The organism is Methanolobus psychrotolerans, assembly GCF_002243045.1.
GTDB classification, from domain to species: domain Archaea; phylum Halobacteriota; class Methanosarcinia; order Methanosarcinales; family Methanosarcinaceae; genus Methanolobus; species Methanolobus psychrotolerans.
The window spans coordinates 1-24,354 of sequence record NZ_MBKP01000001.1; the positions used below are offsets into that span (position 1 = coordinate 1).

Here is a 24,354-nt window from a genome sequence, read left to right on the forward strand (position 1 = left end):
CATCTTTAGACACAGATTCCACAGATTCCACAGATTAACTAAAAGAGATAATAAGTAACCATTCATTCAAGGAAAGTAACTGCCATATTGGTGTAAAAAACCATTTAACGCAAAATCAGTGTTAATCAGTGTTAATCTGCGTCTGGAATATAGTTACAATCCACGATGCTCATCTTTAGACACAGATTCCACAGATTTACACAGATCAACTAAAAGAGATAATAAGTAACCATTCATTCAAGGAAAGTAATTGCACATTGATGAAAAAAACCATTTAACGCAAAATCAGTGTGAATCAGTGTTAATCTGCGTCTGGAATATAGTTACAATCCACGATGCTCATCTTTAGACACAGATTCCACAGATTTACACAGATTAACTAAAAAAGACAATAAGTAACCATTCATTCAAGGAAAGTAACTGCCATATTGATGAAAAAAACCATTTAACGCAAAATCAGTGTTAATCAGTGTTAATCTGCATCTGGAACATAGTTACAATCTACGGTGCTCATCTTTAGACACAGATTTGATCTAAATTCATTTTGTGCCCTGCGATAGGATATTTGTTATTGGGAATAAGCTAAGTTTCCAGTGTATCTCTGTTCATATTTGGCCTGAATCTGTGTTGATCTTTTTATCTGGGTCTGAAAAACGAATGATACATTGCAAGAGATGTTACCCGCACGATGTAAAAGATAATCATAAATTAGTGCAGGGGATGATTTGTGTAAATCTTTAGCCATATCACTGAACGGGCCTCAGAGGATGTATACCCTAACCAAGAAGAGCGCATTTAGTTTTCGATCAGCCTCTTCCTGAATATCCTTGCAGCAATGAACATGGCAACCACTACAGTACTCATGTAAACAAAGCTAATGCCGGCTACAAGGAGGAATTTGAAATCCTTCAGTATGAATGTGACCGCTACAATAATTCCGAAAAGGATTACAGAATAGGACACAAAGCTGAACAGCATTGCTTTTTGCCAATTCTTAAGACTTCTAAAGAAATAATTGATCTCTGATAGCATGATAACACCTCTGTTCAGTTTATGCCAGTTCCTTCGATTGCCCTCAATCTATGAGACAGGTCCGGTTTCATATTAAATAGGGACAGGTGAACATCCATAAAAGAATTCACTTTCACAGGGTTTATTGCAAAAAGGTGTACATGACCGGGGTTGAAATATTCCACACAGTTCAGGTTCATATCTGTTTGTGCTCTTTTCAGGGCCGAAATAAGTATTTTTTTATTTCCAAGCGTTTTGGCAGCCATCATGTCTGAGCGCAAGGTCATGTCAGCAGAACCCAGGTACACCACCAGGGCTGCCGGGAGCATCACAATGCCCATTGCAAGAAATCGTATGAATTTAGGCGCAGGATCGTTCTCCTGCCCAAAACCACTAAGCAGGGACATCCACAGGATGATTGTAGAGAAAGATGCGATAATACCTGCAACAAGGGCTGCAAAAGTATTTTGGGGTACACTTCCCTCTGACACTCTTGCCATCTCACGTGCAAATAAGGCCTCCAGTTCTTCACTGTCCAGAAGATCCAGTATCCGGGGAGACATAACGATTTCACATTTCCTGGCAGATCCTACTGTAAAGAGAATTGGTACCGATGATCTTAACATATAGGGTATGGGACATTTAACATCAAACTTTTCTGCAAGCCTGTCAAGGGTCCGGTGTACGTCTGCATATTTAACAGGGGGCATCTTCTCACACTGGTACCATCTAAGGATAATGCGCGAAGCGCAAACATATAATTGCCTGTCCAGTATGAGCATGATCAGCAAGCTTGCACCTGCAGCTACAATCCCCAAAAAATAATATGCCAGAAGGATTACAGGCAGGGAAATTACAATGAACAGCAGATATATCCAGAGTTTATTTCTAATAGGAGACCCCTCTTTTATTTCATATGACGTATACCAATCTTAAGGATTAATACAATAGCACCCTATACTTATATATTTTAGCAAATAATTACATTAAATCTCTAAATTATTCATTATATATTAATCACTCTGCAAGGATATCGTGAACTGATGTTTGGCTCTAACAAATGTGCATATACCCAGGACCTTAAGCTACTCTTAGCAGCATCGCTATTATCAGTTATATGTATCCTTGTCCCGCCTTTTAGTGATATAGCGCTTTTGAGGATAACCTTTGCCTTATTGCTGATATTCTTCATCCCGGGTTATGCATTCATATCTGCCCTGTTCCCGGGTAACAGGGAAATATCCGGAATTGAAAGGTTTACCCTGAGCGTTGGTTTTAGCATTGTCATCATGGTATTTGATGGATTTATCATCAGTCTTACGGAATGGAAGTTCAGGCCCAATTCCATAACGATCTCACTTGTGGCCCTTACATTTATCTTCGTTATTCTTACATTCTTATCCAGGAAACGTATTCCTCAAGAGGAGCAATTCAGTTTTTCATACAATGCTTTTATCCAGTCGCTGAAATCTGAAGAGACAAACAATGCAGCAATAGAAGAAGAAACTCTGAAACCAAACCAAAATATCGAAGCTGAAAAAAGATTCTCTACAACTAACAGGAGAAAAGTCTCATCGGTACGTAAAAAGAAGGAGTGCCGCCCTACCTCGATAAACTCAACTATACATGAGATATCCCCCAGGATAACAAAAGCACTTATGATAGCAATGGTACTTTCGATAATCATTGCAGGTGCAATGTTTGCCTATGCAAAAGCAACAAGGGAAAAAGAAACATTCACCGCCCTCTATATTCTGGGACCTGACGGAAAGGCAGAAAATTATCCGCAGACCATCTCAGCTTCAAATCCTGCCCGCGTAATTGCAGGTATAGAGAACTATGAACATGCAGATGTGAACTACATACTGCAGGTGAAACTGGATGGCTCCGTACTGGAAGAGATCAAAATAACCCTGGGACATGAGGATAAATGGGAACAGGAACTTGTACTCACTCCGGAGAGGATTAAACAGGAAAGACAGAGACTCGAGTTTGCTCTTTATAAAGATGAAGTCAGAAATTTTGCTTATCGGTCAGTACACCTATGGATAACACAGGAGATAAGTACGGAAGATGTAGAATCCACTGTTTCCCAGATAATAGACTTTATCCAGATGGAAAACCCGGACATGGAAACAGATGAAGGATGGGAGTTCATTTCAAACAATGAGACAGCATTCTCTGGCTCATACGTGAACGGTTCAGGTATTTACTCATCAAGGGCCTTTGTGATCAATAACACTTTTGAAGGAACGATGGGCCAGTTTGGTAATGACCAGTACTATCTGCAGCAGGAAATTTACAGTGATAAAAAAGAAGATGTATTGCTCTCGGTTTATCTCAGGGACAGTTATACAAAAGGCACCCCGAATAAAGAGGAATCTCAGTTCAAGAGAGTCATCTTTAATGATCAGCTGCTATGGTCCGATGGAATATATGGTGATGAAGGCTGGCAGCGCCTCATGGTACCTGTCACGATACAGGAAGGAAAGAACACACTAATATTTGCCCTGTCACAGAACCGCAACATGGACCTTAAAGCGGTCAAATTTACCATTGATGAAGTAAGCTTCATGCCACTATCAGCCTTATCCCCATACATCCGGGAAGACAACACCGTTGAATTTGACCTTCCGGTGTCCAAAGTGCTTCCGTTGCCAATAAGCGTGGGTAATAATAAATTCACTGTAAGCTGGAACGGCACTGATAGAACGTCAGGTATCTACTACTACGACATCGATTACAGCACAGATGGCAGCACCTGGAAAAGGTGGATAAGCAAGACCACTGCAACCTCGGCAGAATTTGAAGGAAAACAGGGCGAAACATACTACTTCCGATCAAAGGCAGTTGACAACGCCCTTAATGAGGAAGCAGTTCATCCTGTTGCAGATACCAGCACAAAGGTTGACAGCACAACACCACAAATAGAGCTTGACATCACACCAAACCCTACCAGCGATACAACTTACCTGACAGTGACAGCAAGCAAGCCTTTGAAAGAAGTGCAATGCCTGATGGTGCCATGGACCTTTGGAGATTCCGAGTCTGTAAAACTTACAACAACAGACAACCTGAAGTGGACTGCAAAATACACGGTCAAACTGCAGGATAACTACAATGTGGAGATCACTGCCAAGGATTATGCAAATAACACTGCCTACACATTTGGCACACTATATACAGATGAATCCCTGGAAGAGCTAACAATAGATGTAAAACCGGAGAAGACCTCCGTCGATGTTGAGATCATAGTGACGTCTTCCACAGCACTTAAGACAGAACCGACCATCGTAGTAAGAGACCGAACTGGACGGACACTTGATGTCAGCTTCCAGAATATGGACGGGAACAAGTACATATATAAAGCAGAAGTGGACGATGACATCTATGACGGTGTTGCACGTGTAACAGCAACTGCAAAGACCATAGATTCGCAGAGCCTCTATGAAGAAGAAACATTTATCATCGACAGGGTAGATCCGACAATAAAGAGCTTCAGCCCGGCCAATGGTGAAATTGTCAATACGAACAGCCCGTCTATAAGAGCTTCATTCTCCGATGACCGCGCAGGCATAGAAAGAAGCAAGATAACCATGCGGGTGAATGGAAATGATGTCACAAATAGTGCAGAGATCACTTACGCATCCCTATATTACAGCACAGCAGCACTTGACGAAGGAGAAGTGAAAGTGATTCTTAGTGTCACAGACCAGGCAGGAAACACTATTGAGAAATCATGGAGCTTTTATGTGTCAACAGGATAAAATGCAAATATCATAATAATGATGAGTATCATTTTAGGTTACATCCACAAATGTTTATATAGATGAGAGATATAATAAGGTGTTTGACAGTAAAAAACCTTAACAATCAATAGGTGGTACGAAAATGAAGAAATTAATAACTATAGCAATTATAGCGCTGATCGCTCTGGTTGGGACTGCAAGTGCAGGACTGACCCACGGAGCAGACATATGGAATGCACTAGGAAATGCACCTGCTGACAACCCACTTCAACTAAAGCCAGGACAAACAATAATACTTAGCTACCAGGCAACCAATCTGGTTAACCCATCTGGCAGTGAAGCATATACATATGCAGCAAGAGCCCTTAGTGGTGGACTTGACAGTGATGTCACAATAGTTTTCGATCATGACTTTGCACCAACAACATCACCAACATACACAGATGTAGGCGTAATTGCACTCACCCTGGATGAGGGAGTCCTTAATGGCGCAACATATGAAGTAACTATACAGGTTGCTGACAATGATCCGGTATTCATTTACGGACAGGCATCAAGAGAACTTACAGCAATCCCTGAATTCCCAACCATTGCACTCCCAGTAGCTGCAATACTCGGTCTTGCATTCTTCATGCAGCGCCGCAAGGAAGAGTAAGTTAACAAACTTACTTCTATCTTTTTTTATTCTTTTTTAATTATCTCATTCTTTTCTGACTCTAACATTTATATTCATTTAACCCCCATACGTCCCTGAATAGCATCAGAAGATGATCGTCATGGAAAAATTAATCACAAAATTATCAAATGCTCACGGCATATCCGGTAGCGAAGGGAACATCAGGACCATCCTTGAGGAAGAGCTCAAGCCATACGTGGATGAGATGAGAGTTGACAAGATGGGCAATCTCATAGCTGTCAGAAAGGGTGAAGGACCATCCATCATGCTTGCAGCACACATGGATGAGATCGGACTGATGGTCAAATACATTGATGACAAGGGATTTCTCCGGTTTGTGAAGATAGGCGGATGGTTTGACCCCACATTACACAGCCAGAGGGTTGTTGTCCATACCACAAAAGGACCTATCCCCGGGGTTATCGGTTCAAAGCCACCACACGTCATGAAGGATGAGGACAGGAAAAAGCCGGTCAACGCAGATGATATGTTCATTGACGTCGGTGCAAATGACAAGGAAGATGCCATGAAGATGGGAATTATCATAGGCACTCCTGTATCCATGGACCGTGAGGTCAAAAAACTTGCAAATGGCAAGATAACCGGCAAAGCATTTGACAACAGGGCAGGCTGTGCCATAGTCATCGATGCCATGCGCCAGCTTTCAAAACTGGACATTAAAGCAACCGTTTATGCTGTGGGTACCGTGCAGGAAGAAGTAGGCCTTAAAGGCGCACGTACAGCCGCTTTCGGACTCGATCCGGACATTGCCATAGCCATAGACACCACCATTCCCGGAGACCACCCCGGCATCGATAAGAAGGATTCCGTACTGGACATCGGCAAAGGCGGAGCCATAACCATAGCAGACGCAGCCGGACGGGGCATAATCTCAGCACCCCAGGTCGTCAAATGGCTCGTAGAGACCGCAGAGAAGAACAACATCCTGTACCAGACAGACGTAGGGGACGGCGGTACAACCGATGCAACAGCTATCCACCTTACAAGGGAAGGGATCCCATCCACAGTCCTCAGTGTCGCAACAAGATACATACACTCACCTGTAGAGGTCCTTGACCTTGCAGACCTTCAGCACTGCTCCGACCTTTTAGCAAAGGCAGTGCTCAGTGTCAACGACTATTTCTAAACCGGGAGATGATCTCCCCTTTCTTTTTCCGTGATGGGGTGTCAAAACAATGCAACAACCACGGCGAAGCCGGCACAGTCCATTGCTGCGGTTATAAAGAGAATGCATTGGTCTTCGGTTAAGGAGTTTTTTTGACTTATTGATAGTGGTTTCGGACAATAACGACCATTGGCACTTAGTAATTTCAATTAAGAAGTTATCGTATACTACCGGTTTTGTTACTCACACATTTTAGACGAAGTTGCAAAACTACATGCTATTTATCACGATTCATCTCTTAACCAATGACACATGAAAGAGAATGCATTTGTTTCAACATCAAAAAGCACCATCCTTAACACATAAAACTACCTCTCAATAAATTACCGATACAAAAAATAAGTATTCAGTAAAACTTACCGATACAGAAGTAAATTATATATAATCTGGTTGTCCATGAGTAATATTATGGAGAAAAAAGAAATATTAGAACTACTCATAGATTGGAATTTCTGGACAAAAGAGCAGTTTACTGGCACGTTAAGGAATGAACTGTTGACAGAGATCGAAAGAAAATCCAAATCAAAAGAGATAATAATAATTACCGGCGCAAGAAGAACAGGTAAATCTACGATCATCCTTCAATATTTGAAGAATAAGATAGATGCCGGAATAAAAAAAGAGAACATCCTCATAATAAACTTCGAAGATCCTCGTTTCAGGAATCTGGACCTTGGATTATTGAATAAGATATATGAACTATATATGACTGAGATCAAAACAAATTCCGGCGAACAATATGTGGTTCTTGACGAAGTCCAGGTGGTAGACGGTTGGGAAAAATTCGCACGATATCTGCACGAAAACCGTCGGATTCATGTATTTGTGACCGGTTCGAGTTCAAAGCTATTAAGTTCAGAGTATTCAACAGTCCTTGCAGGTCGCCATATGGATACAGAAGTATATCCTCTGTCTTTTAAAGAATACCTGGAGTTCAAAGGAATAAGTATAAACTCAAATCTTGATATGATAGCGAAGCGTCACACAATAAAAAAGGAACTAAAAGAATACATAAGGATGGGGGGATTCCCAAAGGTCACGCTTGAAGAAGAGGAAAGAAACAAAAAAGAAATACTTTACACATATTACAGGGATATAATAATAAAAGATGTTACAGTCAGATACAAAATAAAAGACATACAGAAACTGGAAGAACTCGCTAAATATTATATGACAAATGTATCCGCCCCAAACTCGTACAACCGGATCAAAAACATCTTCGGCATGAGCCTTGACACAGTTGAGCGCTACTCTTCATACATTGAAAGCACTTACATGCTGTTTTTCATAAAAAAATTCTCTTACTCTCTAAAAGAGCAAGTGCTCAATCCAAGAAAAGTATATGCATTGGACACAGGCCTGAGGAATACTGTTGCTTTCTCATTCTCAGAAGATTATGGCAGGCTAGTTGAAAATGTAGTGTTCATGCATCTTAGAAGAGAATACACAGACATATACTACTGGAAAAATGAAACTCAGAAGGAAGTAGATTTCATAATCAACGAAAATAACAAAGTAAGTCTTGCAATACAGGTCTGCTGGGATATGAGCAACGAAAGTACAAGAAAAAGAGAGGTTGAAGGTCTTGTAGCAGCCATGGAAACATACTCAATAAAAGAGGGGTTCATACTCACCGATGACATCGAAGAAGAAATAGAGATGGATGATAAGAAAATATTTGTAGAACCTATCTGGAAATGGCTGTTGACATAACTGCTTCCACAACTGAATAGTTAGCAGTACAACAACCACGCAGAAGGCGGCGCAGTCCATTGCTGCTGTAGAAAGAATATCTTTTGTAGCATTAAACTTAAAATCAACAACATTTTATTCAACCGTCTTTTGTTAAGCTTAACATTGAAACCAGATAAGCACATAATTCAAAATGGCATGCATTGGGCAGCTCGGCTAGTATGTTCTTGGTGGTGTGGCCCACCCATACTTACCGATATACAAGAGAAGTATTCTGCAAAACTTGCCGATATATAAGTGAATTTTATGTGATCGGGTCGTCTGATTAATATCCCGGGTTTGGCAGTTTTCACTTTCCTGATGTGAATTCATCCCCAATAATTTGAAAAAACAGGTTATACTATGAACTGAGTTTCAGAAAATAATATGGCATCCCCCATGAGGAATCATGATAAATTAATCGTTATACATATATAGCACTTCAGTGTATCCCTTTAGGCTGCTACCTAATGGCAGACAACTATCGTGAGGGATTATATTATTCGAAAATGTCCGGTTTTTAGACACAACTCTTAGAGACGGCGAACAGACACCAGGTGTAGCACTCACCAGCACAGACAAAGTAGCTATTGCTACAAAACTGGATGAACTTGGTGTAAACGTTATCGAGGCTGGTTCGGCCATCACCTCTGAAGGTGAGCGCGAGTCCATAAGAGCAGTGGTTGCCCAGGGACTTAACGCAGAGATATGCAGCTACTGCAGGATAATGAAGCCAGATGTAGACTATGCACTGGCATGTGATGTGGATTCTATTCACCTTGTAGCCCCGGTATCAGATCTTCATATCAATGTAAAGCTTAAGAAAGACAGGGAAACCGTAAGGCAGATGGCTGTGGAGGTAACCGAATATGCAAAGGAACACGGCCTTATAGTAGAGCTTAGCGGAGAGGACGCTTCAAGAGCAGACATTGAATTCCTGAAGTCATTATACAACGATGGCATTGAAGCAGGAGCTGACAGGTTATGCTTCTGCGACACTGTGGGATTACTTGTCCCTGAAAGGACAGAAGTCATTTTCAGCGACATCTGCTCTGCAGTAAAGGCACCGTTAAGCATTCACTGCCATAATGACTTTGGCCTTGGAACAGCCAATACTATAGCAGCCTTAAGAGCAGGCGCACAGCAGGCCCATGTGACCATCAATGGCATTGGTGAAAGAGCAGGTAACACTGCCCTTGAAGAAGTTGTGATGACCATTGAATGGTTATACAAATGTAAGACCGGAATCAATACTCAAGAGATCTTCAAGACATCCAGACTTGTAAGCAGGCTCACAGGCTTACCTGTGGCACCAAACAAATCACTTATCGGCGGTAACGCATTTACCCACGAGGCAGGCATTCATGTACATGGCCTGCTGGCAGACACATCCACATACGAGCCGATAAAACCCGAGGTACTTGGCAGGGAAAGAAAGATAGTGCTTGGAAAACATGCAGGCAAGAGTTCAGTAACATTAGCTGTCAAGGAAATGGGATTTGAGACCGATGATGCACAATTGCATGAGATACTTAACCGCGTCAAGGAGCTTGGAGACCACGGTAAGAAGGTCACGGATGCAGACCTGCAGTCAATTACCGAAACTGTGCTCAATATCCAAAGGGAGGCAAGAGTTCTCCTTGAAGAGTTTACAGTCGTGTCAGGCAATAAGGTAACACCGACCGCTTCTGTCAAACTCATGGTAGACGGAAAGGAAATCGTGGAGGCAGCAACCGGAGACGGACCTGTTGATGCAACACTTGCAAGTATAAAAAAGGGCATATCAGGCATTGCCGATGTGCAGCTTGAGGAATATCATGTTGATGCCATCAGCGGAGGAACCGATGCACTTGTAGAGGTATTGGTGAAACTCTCAAAGGACGGGAAGATGGTTACATCCAGAGGATCACGCACAGACATAGTAATGGCATCTGTGGAAGCAATCCTTAACGGAATAAACCGCCTGATCTGACCAATAAAATGTCAGAAACTTAAAGTCAGATAATATTCAATTTACGCGCAGATCAGAATTAACATTTAGAGGTTTTATATGACTGAATCGACGGAAAAAATGACAGGTGCACGAGCCCTCATCGAGTGCCTCTACAGAGAAGGTGTTGATACCATCTTCGGATACCCGGGAGGAGTACTGCTCCCCATATACGACGAACTGTATGATGCGAACATCCGTCACATACTTGTCCGCCACGAACAGGCTGCAGCCCACGGGGCAGAAGGATATGCAAGAGCTACCGGAAAGACGGGCGTATGTTTAGCAACCTCCGGACCCGGTGCAACAAACCTTGTAACCGGCATTGCAAACGCATACATGGACTCCATACCCATGGTCGTTTTCACCGGTCAGGTCCCAAGCAACCTCCTTGGCAATGATGCTTTCCAGGAAGCAAATATTACCGGCATCACGATGCCAATTACCAAGCATAATTACCTTGTACAGGATGCAAATGACCTTCCAAGGATAATCAAAGAAGCATTTCATATCGCATCCACGGGCAGGCAGGGTCCGGTGCTCATAGACCTCCCAAAGGACATCACGCTTCAGGAAATTGAGTTTTATTATCCGGACAAGGTAGACCTGCGAGGCTACAAGCCCACATACCAGGGCAACCTCCAGCAGATAAAAAAGGCAGCTTCAGAGATAGAGATATCTAAATGTCCAGTGATCTACGCCGGTGGCGGCATCATCAGTTCAGACGCCAGCAAAGAGCTCCTGGAATTTGCAGAGAAGATCAAAGCACCCGTAACAACAACCCTTACAGGCATGGGAGGATTTCCTGCAGAGAACCCCCTGTTTTTGGGAATGCCCGGCATGCACGGAACAAAATACGCCAACTATGCCATCCAGGAATCAGACCTTTTGATAGCCGTGGGCGTAAGATTTGATGACAGGGTCACAGGCAAACTGAAGGCATTCGCAGCCAATGCAAAGATAATCCATATCGATATCGACCCTGCAGAGATATCCAAGAACATAAAAGTGGACATACCAATTGTCGGAGATGCAAAATGGATATTGCAGAAGCTTTTGAAATATGCATCACCATCTCAATCCGAAGCATGGATCAAGAGGATAGACCACTGGAAGAAAGACAATCCGCTATACTACGTAGAACCTGCAACCGGCGATGGGATCAAACCTCAGTACATAGTCGAGCAGATATGTGAGGCATGCAAAGATGCTATTATCGTTACAGAGGTCGGACAGCACCAGATGTGGGCTGCCCAGTACTTCAAATTCAGCAAACCAAGGACATTTATCACATCCGGTGGGCTTGGGACCATGGGCTACGGATTCCCTGCATCCATTGGAGCGAAAGTAGGAAGACCTGACAAAGTGGTCTTTGACATTGCAGGTGATGGCTCATTCCAGATGAACTCACAGGAGCTTGCAACAGCAGTCCAGGAAAACGTACCGGTCATCGTGGCTATTTTCAATAACGGGTACCTTGGAATGGTCAGACAGTGGCAGGAACTGTTCCACAACAAGAGATATTCTTCAACCTGCATACAGAACAGTGTTGACTTTGTAAAGCTTGCAGAAGCCTATGGTGCACTGGGACTCAGGGCTACCAAACGGGAAGAAGTGCGTCCGGCCATAGAACAAGCAATTGCATCCGGAAGACCTACGGTCATTGATTTCATCATCGAATGCGAGGAGAACGTATCACCGATGGTCCCGGCAGGTGCTGCTATTAATGAAATACTTGACCTGGAGAGGAAAGAATGAGACATACACTTGCAGTCCTGGTTGAGAACAAATACGGAGTGCTCTCAAGAGTCGCAGGCATGTTCTCAAGAAGAGGGTATAACATTGACAGCCTGACAGTAGGAGTTACTGATGATCCCACCATTTCCCGTATGACCATAGTGGTAAGAGGAGATGATGAGGTCCTGGAACAGGTCACAAAACAGCTCAACAAGCTTATAGACGTTATCAGGGTCACAGACCTTAAATCAGAAGATTCCGTTGAAAGGGAACTGGCACTCATAAAGGTAAACTCTGATGTCAGCAACCGTTCAGAAATAATGCAGATAGCAGACATATTCCGGGCCCGCATAATCGATGTTGCTTCAAAGTCCATGGTCATCGAAGTTACAGGCGATGAAAGCAAGATAGCTGCTATTGAACAGCTGCTCAGGCCATTTGGAATAAAAGAAATGGTCAGGACGGGAAAAGTAGCCCTGAGAAGAGGACAGAAGAGTTCTTAATTATTCAGACGCTTATAGATATTTCACTTAAAGAGGTACATAAAATGGCACAGATGTATTACGATAACGATGCAGATCTTAACTTACTGAAAGGTAAAAAAATAGCAGTAATGGGCTACGGAAGTCAGGGACATGCACAGGCACAGAACCTGCATGACTCCGGACTTGATGTTACCGTAGGCTTAAGAAAAGGCAGCAGAAGATGGAAACAGGCAGAAGAGGATGGCCTTAAGGTCATGACTGTTGCAGAAGCCGCAAAGATGGCTGACATAATCCAGATACTGCTACCTGACGAAACACAGTCACAAGTCTACTACAGCGAAATTGAGCCAGGACTTGAGCCGGGCAATGCAATAGTATTCTCACACGGATTCAACATCCACTACAACCAGATAGTTCCACAGAAGGACATCGATGTTTACATGGTAGCTCCAAAGAGCCCGGGACACCTCGTAAGAAGAACCTACAGGGACGGGGCAGGCGTACCTGGACTTATCGCAGTCTTCCAGGATGCGACCGGCAATGCAAAGAACCTGGCCCTTGCACATGCAAAAGGTGTCGGATGTACACGCGCAGGAGTATATGAGACATCATTCCGCGAGGAAACAGAGACAGATCTTTTCGGAGAGCAGGTGGACCTGTGTGGTGGAGTTGCTTCTCTTATCAAGACTTCCTTTGAAGTACTTGTGGAAGCAGGTTACCAGCCTGAAATGGCATACTTTGAAACATGCCACGAACTGAAACTCATTGTTGACCTCATCCATGAAGGTGGCCTTGACAAAATGTGGTACTCAGTATCCAACACCGCAGAATACGGCGGAATGACTGTCGGACCTAAGATCATCAACGAGCTTTCCAGGGAAGCTATGTACGAAGCTCTTGAGAGGATCCAGAACGGAGAGTTCGCCCGTGAGTTCGTACTTGAAGGCAAAGCAAACAGGCCGGTCCTTACCGCAATGGAAAGGCAGGACAGGGAACATCCTCTGGAAGTCATCGGTAAAGAGATAAGAGCCAAGATGCCATGGCTGAACAGTGAATTGAACGAAAAGTAGGCCTTCAGGTCTACACAACCTTTTTTTATTCTTTATCCTAATATTATTCTTACAAGCTCATTCCCGCTAACCAGAGGTATCAAACATGCCTGAAGTAACTGACATAATCCTTTCAAGAAGAAGCGTAAGAAAATTCACAGAAGAGCCGGTTGAAAACAAGGAAATCAAAACCATACTGGAAGCAGGCAGGTGGGCACCATCCGGCCTCAATAACCAGCCATGGAGATTCATCGTGATAAAAGACAAAAGCACCATGGAGGAACTGGCAACCTGTACACACTACGGAGATATAATCCAGAATGCACCTTTACTGATAGCAGTTTACCTTGATCTGGATGTAATGTACAACCGGACAAAGGACGTCCAGGCCATTGGCGCATCAATACAGAATATGCTTCTGGCATGCTGTGATCTGAAACTTGGGGCAGTCTGGTTGGGAGAGATACTGAATAACTCAAATAAAGTTAACTTGATTCTGAGTTGCCCGGATACTTTGGAACTCATGGCAGTACTTGCCATAGGCAAACCTGCAATAACTGTCACGGCCACAGCAAGAAAAGACCTGAAAGACATAGCATATTGTGAAAAGTACGGAATGGCATTTTAATAAAAAAAGGAGGTAGAGACGAATTAATGGTAATTGGAGATATAAATGTGGTATATTGGAGGTAGTAGATTGCATGACCCATTTATAGTAGACTATGATCAGGAAATAGGTCGACAATTCGTCTCTAAATCTTAAAATGGATGTTATAGTATATAAAATTTTGCCAAACAATCGGTTAAATCAAGCAAAACTGATTTAGCCATAAATCAGTTTTTGTTGATTGCGCCGGATCTCTGCTTTCTGCCGGCACATTGACGGTTGGCACAGAACTCCACAGCATCTTTATCCTTCTCTTTGACACGTAGTATGTGCCAGCCACAGTGCTCACACAAAGTGCTAAGGACAGTGAGCCTGCCATCCTTTGGAATTGACTGCGTATGCCCACACCGGTTAGTACAGCCAAGAAAACGGGAATCCTTTACAGATATAAGAAAAATAGACCCGTCACATACCGGACAGGGACCAACTACCTCGGGAGGGAAACATTTCTTCTCCATCTCACAAGTAAAACAGGGACCAATTCCCACAGCCCAGTTGTATTTATTGCCAACCTTTAAAACCGCAACCCCATCTTTGCTACACTGCTGGGAACGCAGGACAGTAAGAGCACCTGCCTTTGGCAGAGGATATGTATTTTTACATTCAGGATAACCAGTACAACCCACAAACCTCCCCTTTTCGGTCTTGATCATATGCAGCATCCGTCCGCACTGCGGACAGGTCCCCACAAAGTTCTTCTTATCAGTTGACACCTGTTCATCAGTTATAGTACCTGCCATTCTTGCAGCAATGGCATCTTTGCTTGATCTTAGCTGAGAATACATCTCCCTGATAAGCCCGGTCCCCTCAGCAAGCGCATCATCAAACGTCTTTTTCCCATCTTCAACATCCTGTATAAGAGATTCTATACGAGACCTGATCTCCGGCTGTACAAGTATAGGAACTGTGGCATCCAATGTATCCATCAGTGTAAAACCCGTATCAAGGATTGAGATTGTCTTCCCCTTTGTTTCAAAATAACCTCTTTTCTTATTAGTTTCAATATGAGTTGGAGCTGTTGCTTTGGTACCAATACCATGCTTGTCCATCAAAGTAAGCAGCTCTGCCTCAGTAAGCCTTTTTGGAGGGGTTGTTTCTGATTTTATGTTCTTGATACCCTTGACATCAACCTCTTCCTTTTCTTCTACATAAGGCAGTAGTTTATCATTTTTCGTTTCAAAGGGATATACGTCAAGCCATCCGGCATCCTTAAGTACAGAACCCGTAACGTCAAAGATCTCCCCGCCAACCAGGATCTCAAACCTTGTCTTTTCAAATATTGCAGGTCCCATAAGATTTGCAAGAAAATGACGCACAATAAGATCATACACCTTCCATGCATCCGGCATTCTGATACTCCTCTCCACATCATCCCTTGAAGCCGCCTTTATAGGATGTATAGGAGGATGGTCATGCCCATCACGAGTACCGTTCCTGCAGGCAATTTCCCCGGCCGAAAGTATTGAAAGTGCATACTTCTGGTAAATGCCCGATGAAAAAGCCACCAGTTTTGACCTGAAATCAAAATCATCAGCATATTTGTTTGTCTCAGTCCTCGGGTAACTTGTAAAACCTGAAAGGTAGAGCTGTTCTGCGACCTCAAGAGCATTTTCAGGACTGACGTCCAGGAATTTGGAAGCGCGTTTCAGGAACTCAGTTGTATTCAAAGGATACGGAGGACTTGTAAGAGCCTCTTTTACGCTTTTTTTGTCTACAAGACCTTTCTTGCAATTTTTGATCCTGGCAAATATCTCGTCTGCTTTTGCCTTCTCGGAAATGTGCCCTCCCCTGTGAGTGCCTGAAAAATCTGCGCCCCTTGCACTAAAAACAGCCTCTATCTTCCAGAAATCCTTTGACTGGAAGTTCTTTATGAGCTTCTCCCTCTCATAGACAAAACCGCACGTTGGAGTCTGGCAAGGGCCTATTGAAATAACACCCTTGGTGCGTGCCCTTTCCCGAACTGCCAGTGTTATGAAACGGGTAAATGCAGCGCCCATCTTCAGGTCAAGTATCTGGCGAGCCTCTGCTGACATTGCCATATTATAGTCCGGTTCAACAAGATTTGCAAAAGCATTTTTGATTTCACTGGCAGATAATGAAGAAAAACGAGCCCTTTTAACCGGGAAAGAAGCTACCTTCTCTGCGATCGATTTTGCCTCAAATCCTATATTTTCCCCTTCCCTGTCAAAGTCACAGGCAAGGACAACTTCCTCAGCACCGCCTGCAAGAAGTGAGATAGCAGCAGCATATGGCTTTTTAGTAACATTTTTTACAGGATCGGTGTCAAGAAGGATGGCAGGATCATAGTCACGCCAGTTGTTGAACTGCTCAGGAAAATCATAGCCCATGATATGCCCGGCAAGACCCATTATCCTCCACTCTTTTCCGTTAAGTTTGAAATCGTACACAGGAACACCTTCCACCGATGCACGGTTGAAATGTCCACCGCTGAGAATGCCTGCTATCTGGGAAGCTGCCTTGTTCTTTTCTGTGAATACGACTATTGACATGCTGCATCCGTATGTCCTGATATTAGATAAGAATTGAGCTTGTAGAGTGAAAGTAATACAGAATGATAGAATCAACAAATATTCGATAAGTTCTGTGAAACATATATATTCCCCAAGAATGTATCTGCACCTAAACAAAGACACTGCATACCGGAGTTACAATGACATTAATGGAAGATGCAAAAAAAGGCATAATAACATCCCAGATGGAAACTGTTGCCAGGGACGAGGGTATTGACGCAAAGACCATCTGTTCATGTGTTGCCAGGGGACTCATCAGCATCCCCAACAACCCTGTAAGAGACTGCAGAGTTGTAGGTATAGGCAAATATCTCAGTACAAAGGTCAACGCTAATATCGGAACCTCCCGTGACTACATCAACATCGGGGAGGAAGTGGAAAAGGCAAAGACAGCAGAGGTATTTGGTGCCGATGCACTCATGGACCTGTCTACCGGCGGGGACCTGGACCTTATCAGGAAAAAAATAATGGATGCTGTAAACATCCCAATAGGTTCTGTTCCCATATATCAGGCTGCAGCTTCGCAGAAAGCAGTTGTGGATATGACATCCGATGACATGTTCAACGCAGTACGCAAACACGCAAAGGACGGTATCGACTTTGTCACCATACATGCAGGTGTGAACCAGGATTCCATTAAACGGATAAAGCAGAGCGACAGGATAACAAATGTTGTCAGTCGCGGCGGTTCATTCACCATTGCCTGGATGCTGCATAACGGAGAGGACAACCCCTTCTATAATGAGTACGATTACCTGATGGAGATCGCCCATGAGTATGATATGGCGATAAGTCTTGGCGACGGCATGAGACCCGGATGCATCCACGATGCTTCTGACAGGCCATCATTTATGGAATTCATATGCCTGGGGGAACTGGTCAAACGCACCAGGGAAGCGAACATCCAGTGTTTTGTGGAAGGCCCCGGACATGTCCCCATAGATGAGATAGAGCTCAGCGTTAAGGGAATGAAGAGCCTGTGTGACAATGCTCCACTCTATCTGCTGGGTCCTCTTGTCACAGACATAGCCCCAGGATATGATCACATCACCGGAGCCATAGGGGGCACATTGGCCGGCATGTACGGAGCCGATTTCCTCTGCATGACCACCCCCGCAGAACACCTTGCACTGCCAACTAACGATGATATCCGCGAAGGGACCATTGTCACAAGAATAGCAGCCCATGCAGCAGACCTTGCAAAGGAAGGCCAGAAAGAGCGTGCAAGAGCCATTGATGATAAAATGGCATATGCCCGCAAGAACCTTGACTGGGAGACCCAGTTTGACCTTGCCATTGACGGAGAAAAGGCAAAGCACATACGGGAAAGCAGAAACACAGGAAGCGATGCATGTTCAATGTGCGGTGACCTGTGCGCTATGAAAATAGTAAGCAAGGCTTTTGAGGAAGAGAAGAACAGGTGACAGGATGCTCACCTATTGCTTTCCTGCAATGTAACTCTTTTAAATGTTAAATGACAAATTAAACCAATATGAAACTTACAGTCCTTCTGGATAATAACACCTTCATTGACCGCTATTTCTTAGGTGAACCAGGAGTGTCCTACTTTATAGAAGACAATGGAAAGAGAATACTTTTCGATACTGGATACTCTGATGCATTTCTTAGGAATGCGCACAGGATGAAGATAGACCTGCTAGACCTTGAGCATATAGTCCTGTCCCATGGCCATCTGGACCATACATGGGGACTTGACTCCATGGTAAAATTATTCACAGAAGCAAAAATAGAAGGTTTTAAGCATTCCAAACCAACTGTTGTAGCCCATCCGCTGGTCTTCAATACAAAGATCCATGCAGATCTTGGTGAAATTGGAAGTCTTTTCTGCGCAGAAAAACTATCGAGAATCTTCAAACTGCAACTAAGCAAGGAGCCTTTGTGGCTGACAGAGAACATAGTATTCCTTGGAGAGATCCCCCGGATATATGATTTTGAACTCAGTGAACCTGAAAGCAAAGTTATCATAGAAGAAAAAGAAGAAGAGGATAACCTTGTTGAGGATACTGCCCTTGCAGTTAAGACCGAAAAGGGTCTTGTTATTGTAACAGGTTGTTCGCATTCCGGGATATGTAACATGATCGAGTATGCAAAAAACGTCTGCAACGAGGATAGAATTATAGATGTAATAGGAGGATTTCATTTACTCCGGCCATCTGAAAAAAAGATCAACGGAACAGTTGAATACTTCAGGAAACTCAATGCCACAGAAGTTCATGCATGCCATTGCACAGATCTTACATCGAGGATAAAACTGTCAACGGTCTGTGAACTTAAAGAAGTAGGTTCCGGCCTTCAACTTGAATATTAAAATAAGGATGATAGAATTTCAACAGAGCCAAAAAAGGAAAGTTAAGAGAGAGGCCTCTATTACTGTTTCTTAAAGCACATGAACCAGTCAAGACAGTATTTTCCCTCTTCCTTTGATTCAACCCTTTCCTTAGCAGTTCCACATGATCCAGGTGGCGGAATTATCACATCTTCACCTGGCTGCCAGTTAGCAGGAGTTGCCACCTGTTCTGAATCGGATTTTTGCATGGCCAGCAGCAGTCTCTTGATCTCATCCATGTTTCTTCCGTTGGAAAGCGGATAATAGAGTATGGCCCTTATCTTTGCTTTCGGATCGATCATGAACACTGCCCTGACAGCCTGGGTGTCCGAGGCATTTGGCTGCAGCATACCAAACTTCTTTGCAATATCCATCTTAAGGTCTTCAATGACAGGGAAGTTCACTTCCACATTTTTCATGCCCTTATATTCTATTTTTTCCTTAATGGTCCGAAGCCATGCAATATGGGCATAGATACTGTCAATGGAAAGACCCAGCAGTTCAGCATTCAGTTTCTTGAAATCATCCTGCATACCTGCAAAGGTCATGAACTCCGTAGTACATACCGGAGTGAAGTCAGCCGGGTGACTGAAAAAAATTACCCACTTGCCCTTGTAATCCTTTGGGAAATTGACTTCACCTGCAGTAGTAACAGCAGTAAAAGATGGTGCATTATCACCTATCAAAGGCATATTCACAGGTGTTGCAGGAGTTTTATCACCTATTCCTGCTTTTAACTTCTTCATACTGCTGTCAAAATACTCATTGATATCCTTTACCTGCTTATCGAATTCCTTTTCCAGTTCCAGGTCCTTTATGTTCCTGGAAATGTATTCCCTCATATCTTTGAACTGTTCTTCAAGATATTTTTTTGTGTCTTTTTTCTCATCCATATCAAATCACCATTTCTGAGAAGTGTAAACTACATGAACAGATCAAAATATAGCAATATCTGTCCACACTCCATTAAATATTAAGGACTATGAACATAAGAACTTGATCATAAGAAAACGAATATTAATGATGTCAAAAGTGCAGCATTAAATAGTAGAATAAATTATAAATACAGGCGTATACAAATGTTTTACTGCATACCATATAGAATATACCATTTTTTGATCACATCGACCTGAAACTAAAAAAGATGACAACAAAGTATAACTTGAATGCAGATAACTCGCATGATCTGCCTGAGAAAAGTCACGATGGGTTTGAGAACCTGGTTGACCAGCTGCCCCTTGGCATACTTTCGTGTGACAGGGAAGGGAAAATAACTGCTGTAAATGATTTTCTCCTGCAGATATTAGGATCTCCTTCACCTGAAGATACAAAAAAAGTAAATATGCTGACTTTTCCACCTCTTGTTGAATCCGGCATTTCTGCAACTATTGAAGAAACACTTGTCATCGGCAGCAATTCTTCGATAGTGACAACTTACAGGTCTATATGGAACAAGGAACTATTCTTAAGTTTCAATGCCTTTCCCAAAAGAGATGAAATGGGTGAGATTAACGGATGTCATGCCATTATTGAAGACCTGACAAGTAAAAAGGAAATGTCTCTTGAACTTCAACAAAGCATGCGCAAGGACAGGCTCATAAATCAAATATCAAGCCGTTTTATCAACAGCAATTTCATGGACATTGACAGAGATGTCAATATGACCCTTAAGGATCTGGCAAATTTCATACAGGCAGATCGTGCATCGTTATTCAGTGTGGACCAAGATACGGACTACATTACAAAAACACATGAGTGGCATGTTGACGGAATCGTTTCGAAAATTCCACTCGATCAAAAAGTGGATTCGAAAAAAATCGTTTTTGAACAACTTGGCAATTTACAGATAGTCAACATTCCTGATGTCGATAAAATACCAGACGAAAAAGAATATTTAAAAAGGATACTCCAGGATCTGGGGATTAGATCCATTGCAATGATCCCCCTTTCACGTTATGGGGTGTTCAAAGGTTTTATCAGCATTGATTCTAAAATAAAGAAAAGAGATTGGAATGATAATGAGCTCTATATACTAAAGATTGCCGGAGATATGATAACCAATGTCCTTGATCGTAAGAATACAGAGACAATACTACTTCAAAAAGAAAGGGATTTTGAGGAAGTCGTTAATTCTATAGATTCGATAATATGGAAAGCTAGCTTTGATAAGGACGGAAATGTACTGAGTACCTATATTTCAAAACCTGTTGATAGAGTACTGGGAATCCCTGATGGGACCATCGGAAATAATTGGGGTAAATACTTTGCACACATACATCCCCAAGACCTTCCCAAAGTAAATGATACATTCAAACTTTCTTTTGTACAGCCCGATACCCCCATTGATCTGGATTATAGATTGCTCTCTGATGACGGAAATACCGTATGGGTAAACTCCATAGGCTCTTCACATCTCCAAAATGACGGAACTTTCCTGACATACGGAACATCAGTGAACATCACCGAGCGCAAAATAGCCGAGGAAGAAGTCAATCGAAGTGAAAAAAAATATAGATCACTTATAGAACAATCAAATGATGCAATAGTTCTAAACACACTTGATGGACAAATAGTAGACGTGAACAACAGGGCCTGTGAAATTTTTGGATATTCCAGAGAAGAATTACAGAAAATGAATGTAGTTGATCTATTGATCCCGGAAGAGAGGGACCATGGCACAGAGGTTAAGAAAATTATTAGAATTAATGGTTTCATACGGGCTGATACAAAATACCTCACTGCAAACGGAGATGTCATTGATGTAGAGATCAATGCCAAGATCCTTGAGGGCTATAAAGGAATTGCACAGGCTGTTGTAAGAGATATAACAGAACGCAAACGTGCTGAAGAGAAAATGCGTGAAAGTGAGGAAATGCTAAGGCTGTTCATAGAGCATGCACCCGCCTCATTAGCGATGTTTGACCGCACTATGTGTTATATCGCTGTCAGTCAGCGCTGGCTCAATGATTATTCCCTTGGTGACCGGGATTTGCGCGGCCTGTGTCATTACGATGTATTCCCTGAGATCAGTGACGAATTGAAATCGATACATCGCCGGGTTCTGAAAGGAGAAGTTATCCGTAAAGATGAAGATTGTTTCCAACGAGCCGATGGGAGTGTACAATGGTTGCGCTGGGAAGTCCGGCCCTGGAAAGCAGCCGATGGTACAATTGGCGGTCTTGTGATCTTCACAGAAGATATCACCGGAGGTAAAGAAGCCGAAGAAGAACTCCAGCGCAATGAAGAAAGATACAGGACACTCTTTGAGCAATCAAACGATGCTATATTCCTGAATCATGTTGATGGTCAGATAGTTGATGTAAATGAGAAAGCCTGTGAGATGTTCGGGTACACTAAAGATGATTTGCAGAAGATGAATGTTGTTGACCTTCTGGCTCCCGGGCACATGCGTGCCGGTGTCATGGGAATGCAACTGTTCAAAGAGCAGGGATTTGTGTATGTACATACTGTATATGCAAAAGCAAATGGTGAAACTTTCGATGCAGAGGTCAATGCAAAGGTACTTGAAGGATATCCAGACCTGGCGCAGGCCATTGTAAGGGACATTAGTAAGCAAATAAAGGCAGAAGAAGATATAATCAGAAGTGAGACTAAATACAGGAGCCTTTTTGAAAAGTCAAATGATGGCATAATGATCCATCACATCAATGGATCGATAGTTGATGTTAACAAAAAGGCTTGTGAAATGTTTGGGTATACTGAAGAGGAGCTTAAACAAAAATCAATTCTAGAATTGATCGTTCCAGATGAAAGAGAAGATAATATCACAAAAATGATGGAACTTCGATTGAAAGGATCCATACGTAATGAAACAAGAATGTTGGATTCTAATGGGAAGATCTTGTACATAGATGTCAGTGCTTCAGTACTCCAGACACAGAACAATCTGATCCAGGCTGTGGGAAGAGACATAACTGACAGGATACGGGCTGAAGCAGCCATGCTTCAAGCTAAGATCGAAGCTGAGACTGCCAACCGCACTAAAAGTGAATTCCTTGCCAATATGAGCCATGAACTGCGCACACCATTAAACTCCATCATAGGTTTCTCTGATGTCATGCTGGATGGCCTTGCAGGGAAACTTGGTCCTAAGCAGGAACACTACATGAATCATATATCTAACAGTGGATATCACCTGTTAAGCCTCATCAATGATATCCTTGACATTTCCAAGGTAGAAGCTGGGAAAATGGAACTTCATATAGAACTGGTGGATATGACTGCAGCTGTGAATGAAATAGTAACTATGACAGAAACCCTTGCATCAAGCAAGATGATAAGTGTTAACGTAAATATGTGTGAGGACATGCCAAAGGTGAAGGCAGACAGATCAAAGCTCAAACAGATAATGTATAACCTTATAGGGAATGCGATAAAGTTCACAGACGATGGAGGTAATGTCACCGTAGTTACGTGTGTGAATGACAAGAAACTGCGTATATCCATTATCGATACCGGCATAGGCATCTCTCCGGAAGACCAGAAGAGTTTGTTTAAACCATTCAGCCAGATCGATTCATCTATTTCAAGAAAGTACCAGGGAACAGGACTTGGACTTGCATTGGTCAAGGAACTTATAGAGCTGCATGATGGAAATATATGGGTCCAAAGTGAAATCGGAAAAGGAAGTAATTTCACATTTGAATTGCCAATAGCTGAAAAGGACCGCAGCTGAGCCTTATTGTAAACCACATAATTACTCTTTTAGTGTCAACCCTAATTGTATACTTCTGGCTGAAGAAGATATCAACTGTAAAAGACCTTTTTATCCATGGGAAGTGACCCTGGATAAACCAGGGTAACTTTGGAAGTGGGATGTGGTGGAGTTTTAAGGAGGTAGTTTGATGGAGAATCAAATGACCCACATCCGCAATACACCAGAGTAATAATTCTCTGGCAATTCGCAGTTTTATAATTACTACTATATAGATATATCGTCAAAATATAAATGCAGTATGCATTATTTGAGATTGTGCAACAAAATAGACAGAACCGGATGAAATTGCTATATATACCAAACCTGGATCCAGGAGATTTATGTAAACCTTTCAAGACTAAAAATGACTCACGCACACTCAGGTAAATTTGCATAATGACATCAATAACCGCAACTCTTATGTATGTCTGGAAAATACGTAAAGCAAGTTGAACAGGGGAGGGAACAAAGACGGATA

At 42.7% G+C, this 24,354-nt stretch carries 16 protein-coding genes; 12 read left to right on the forward strand and 4 right to left on the reverse strand.

Going from position 1 to position 24,354, the window contains the following annotated elements:
- Positions 1-795 precede the first annotated feature (795 nt).
- Positions 796-1,032 carry a hypothetical protein gene (locus tag BB781_RS00005; protein WP_094226450.1) on the reverse strand — a complete coding sequence of 79 codons (237 nt, stop codon included), beginning with the start codon at positions 1,030-1,032 and terminating at the stop codon, positions 796-798.
- Positions 1,033-1,046: 14 nt separating this feature from the next.
- Positions 1,047-1,829, reverse strand: a complete 783-nt coding sequence (locus BB781_RS00010; RefSeq protein WP_129582587.1) for a M48 family metallopeptidase — start codon at positions 1,827-1,829, stop codon at positions 1,047-1,049.
- Positions 1,830-2,054: 225 nt separating this feature from the next.
- On the opposite strand from BB781_RS00010, the gene BB781_RS00015 reads away from it, so the two are divergent.
- The 9 genes from BB781_RS00015 (at position 2,055) to BB781_RS00055 (ending at position 14,242) form a co-directional block, all read left to right on the forward strand.
- Complete coding sequence (locus BB781_RS00015) at positions 2,055-4,778, forward strand: DUF1616 domain-containing protein (RefSeq protein WP_094226452.1); 2,724 nt, start codon at positions 2,055-2,057, stop codon at positions 4,776-4,778.
- A 124-nt stretch (positions 4,779-4,902) separates the two neighbouring features.
- The gene (locus BB781_RS00020; RefSeq protein ID WP_094226453.1) at positions 4,903-5,415 is read left to right on the forward strand and encodes a PEF-CTERM sorting domain-containing protein; all 513 of its coding nucleotides are present in this window, start codon (positions 4,903-4,905) and stop codon (positions 5,413-5,415) included.
- A gap of 121 nt (positions 5,416-5,536) precedes the next feature.
- The gene (locus tag BB781_RS00025; RefSeq protein WP_094226454.1) at positions 5,537-6,583 is read left to right on the forward strand and encodes a M42 family metallopeptidase; all 1,047 of its coding nucleotides are present in this window, start codon (positions 5,537-5,539) and stop codon (positions 6,581-6,583) included.
- A gap of 447 nt (positions 6,584-7,030) precedes the next feature.
- Complete coding sequence (locus tag BB781_RS00030; protein ID WP_164997730.1) at positions 7,031-8,335, forward strand: ATP-binding protein; 1,305 nt, start codon at positions 7,031-7,033, stop codon at positions 8,333-8,335.
- 514 nt (positions 8,336-8,849) lie between these two features.
- Entirely contained in the window at positions 8,850-10,325 is a 1,476-nt protein-coding gene (locus tag BB781_RS00035; protein WP_164997734.1) for a (R)-citramalate synthase, read from the forward strand.
- A 78-nt stretch (positions 10,326-10,403) separates the two neighbouring features.
- A complete protein-coding gene (locus BB781_RS00040; protein ID WP_094226457.1) occupies positions 10,404-12,101 on the forward strand; it encodes an acetolactate synthase large subunit in 1,698 nt (565 codons plus the stop codon).
- On the forward strand, positions 12,098-12,583 hold the full coding sequence (gene ilvN / locus BB781_RS00045) for an acetolactate synthase small subunit (protein ID WP_094226458.1): 486 nt from the start codon (positions 12,098-12,100) through the stop codon (positions 12,581-12,583). Before BB781_RS00040 ends, ilvN begins: the two co-directional genes overlap by 4 nt.
- A 44-nt stretch (positions 12,584-12,627) precedes the next feature.
- A complete protein-coding gene (gene ilvC / locus BB781_RS00050) occupies positions 12,628-13,635 on the forward strand; it encodes a ketol-acid reductoisomerase (RefSeq protein ID WP_094226459.1) in 1,008 nt (335 codons plus the stop codon).
- A gap of 85 nt (positions 13,636-13,720) precedes the next feature.
- On the forward strand, positions 13,721-14,242 hold the full coding sequence (locus BB781_RS00055; RefSeq protein WP_094226460.1) for a nitroreductase family protein: 522 nt from the start codon (positions 13,721-13,723) through the stop codon (positions 14,240-14,242).
- A 206-nt stretch (positions 14,243-14,448) separates the two neighbouring features.
- Here BB781_RS00055 and BB781_RS00060 read toward each other — a convergent pair whose 3' ends face one another.
- The gene (locus tag BB781_RS00060) at positions 14,449-16,791 is read right to left on the reverse strand and encodes a DNA topoisomerase I (protein ID WP_094226461.1); all 2,343 of its coding nucleotides are present in this window, start codon (positions 16,789-16,791) and stop codon (positions 14,449-14,451) included.
- A gap of 161 nt (positions 16,792-16,952) precedes the next feature.
- Between BB781_RS00060 and thiC the strand changes: the two genes are divergently transcribed.
- Positions 16,953-18,236 carry a phosphomethylpyrimidine synthase ThiC gene (gene thiC / locus BB781_RS00065; RefSeq protein ID WP_094226462.1) on the forward strand — a complete coding sequence of 428 codons (1,284 nt, stop codon included), beginning with the start codon at positions 16,953-16,955 and terminating at the stop codon, positions 18,234-18,236.
- A 68-nt stretch (positions 18,237-18,304) separates the two neighbouring features.
- Positions 18,305-19,141 carry an MBL fold metallo-hydrolase gene (locus tag BB781_RS00070; RefSeq protein WP_094226463.1) on the forward strand — a complete coding sequence of 279 codons (837 nt, stop codon included), beginning with the start codon at positions 18,305-18,307 and terminating at the stop codon, positions 19,139-19,141.
- A gap of 59 nt (positions 19,142-19,200) precedes the next feature.
- Here the strand turns inward: BB781_RS00070 and BB781_RS00075 are convergent, their stop codons facing one another.
- Complete coding sequence (locus BB781_RS00075; protein WP_094226513.1) at positions 19,201-19,851, reverse strand: peroxiredoxin; 651 nt, start codon at positions 19,849-19,851, stop codon at positions 19,201-19,203.
- 452 nt (positions 19,852-20,303) lie between these two features.
- On the opposite strand from BB781_RS00075, the gene BB781_RS00080 reads away from it, so the two are divergent.
- Positions 20,304-23,855 carry a PAS domain S-box protein gene (locus tag BB781_RS00080; RefSeq protein WP_094226464.1) on the forward strand — a complete coding sequence of 1,184 codons (3,552 nt, stop codon included), beginning with the start codon at positions 20,304-20,306 and terminating at the stop codon, positions 23,853-23,855.
- Positions 23,856-24,354: the final 499 nt, after the last annotated feature.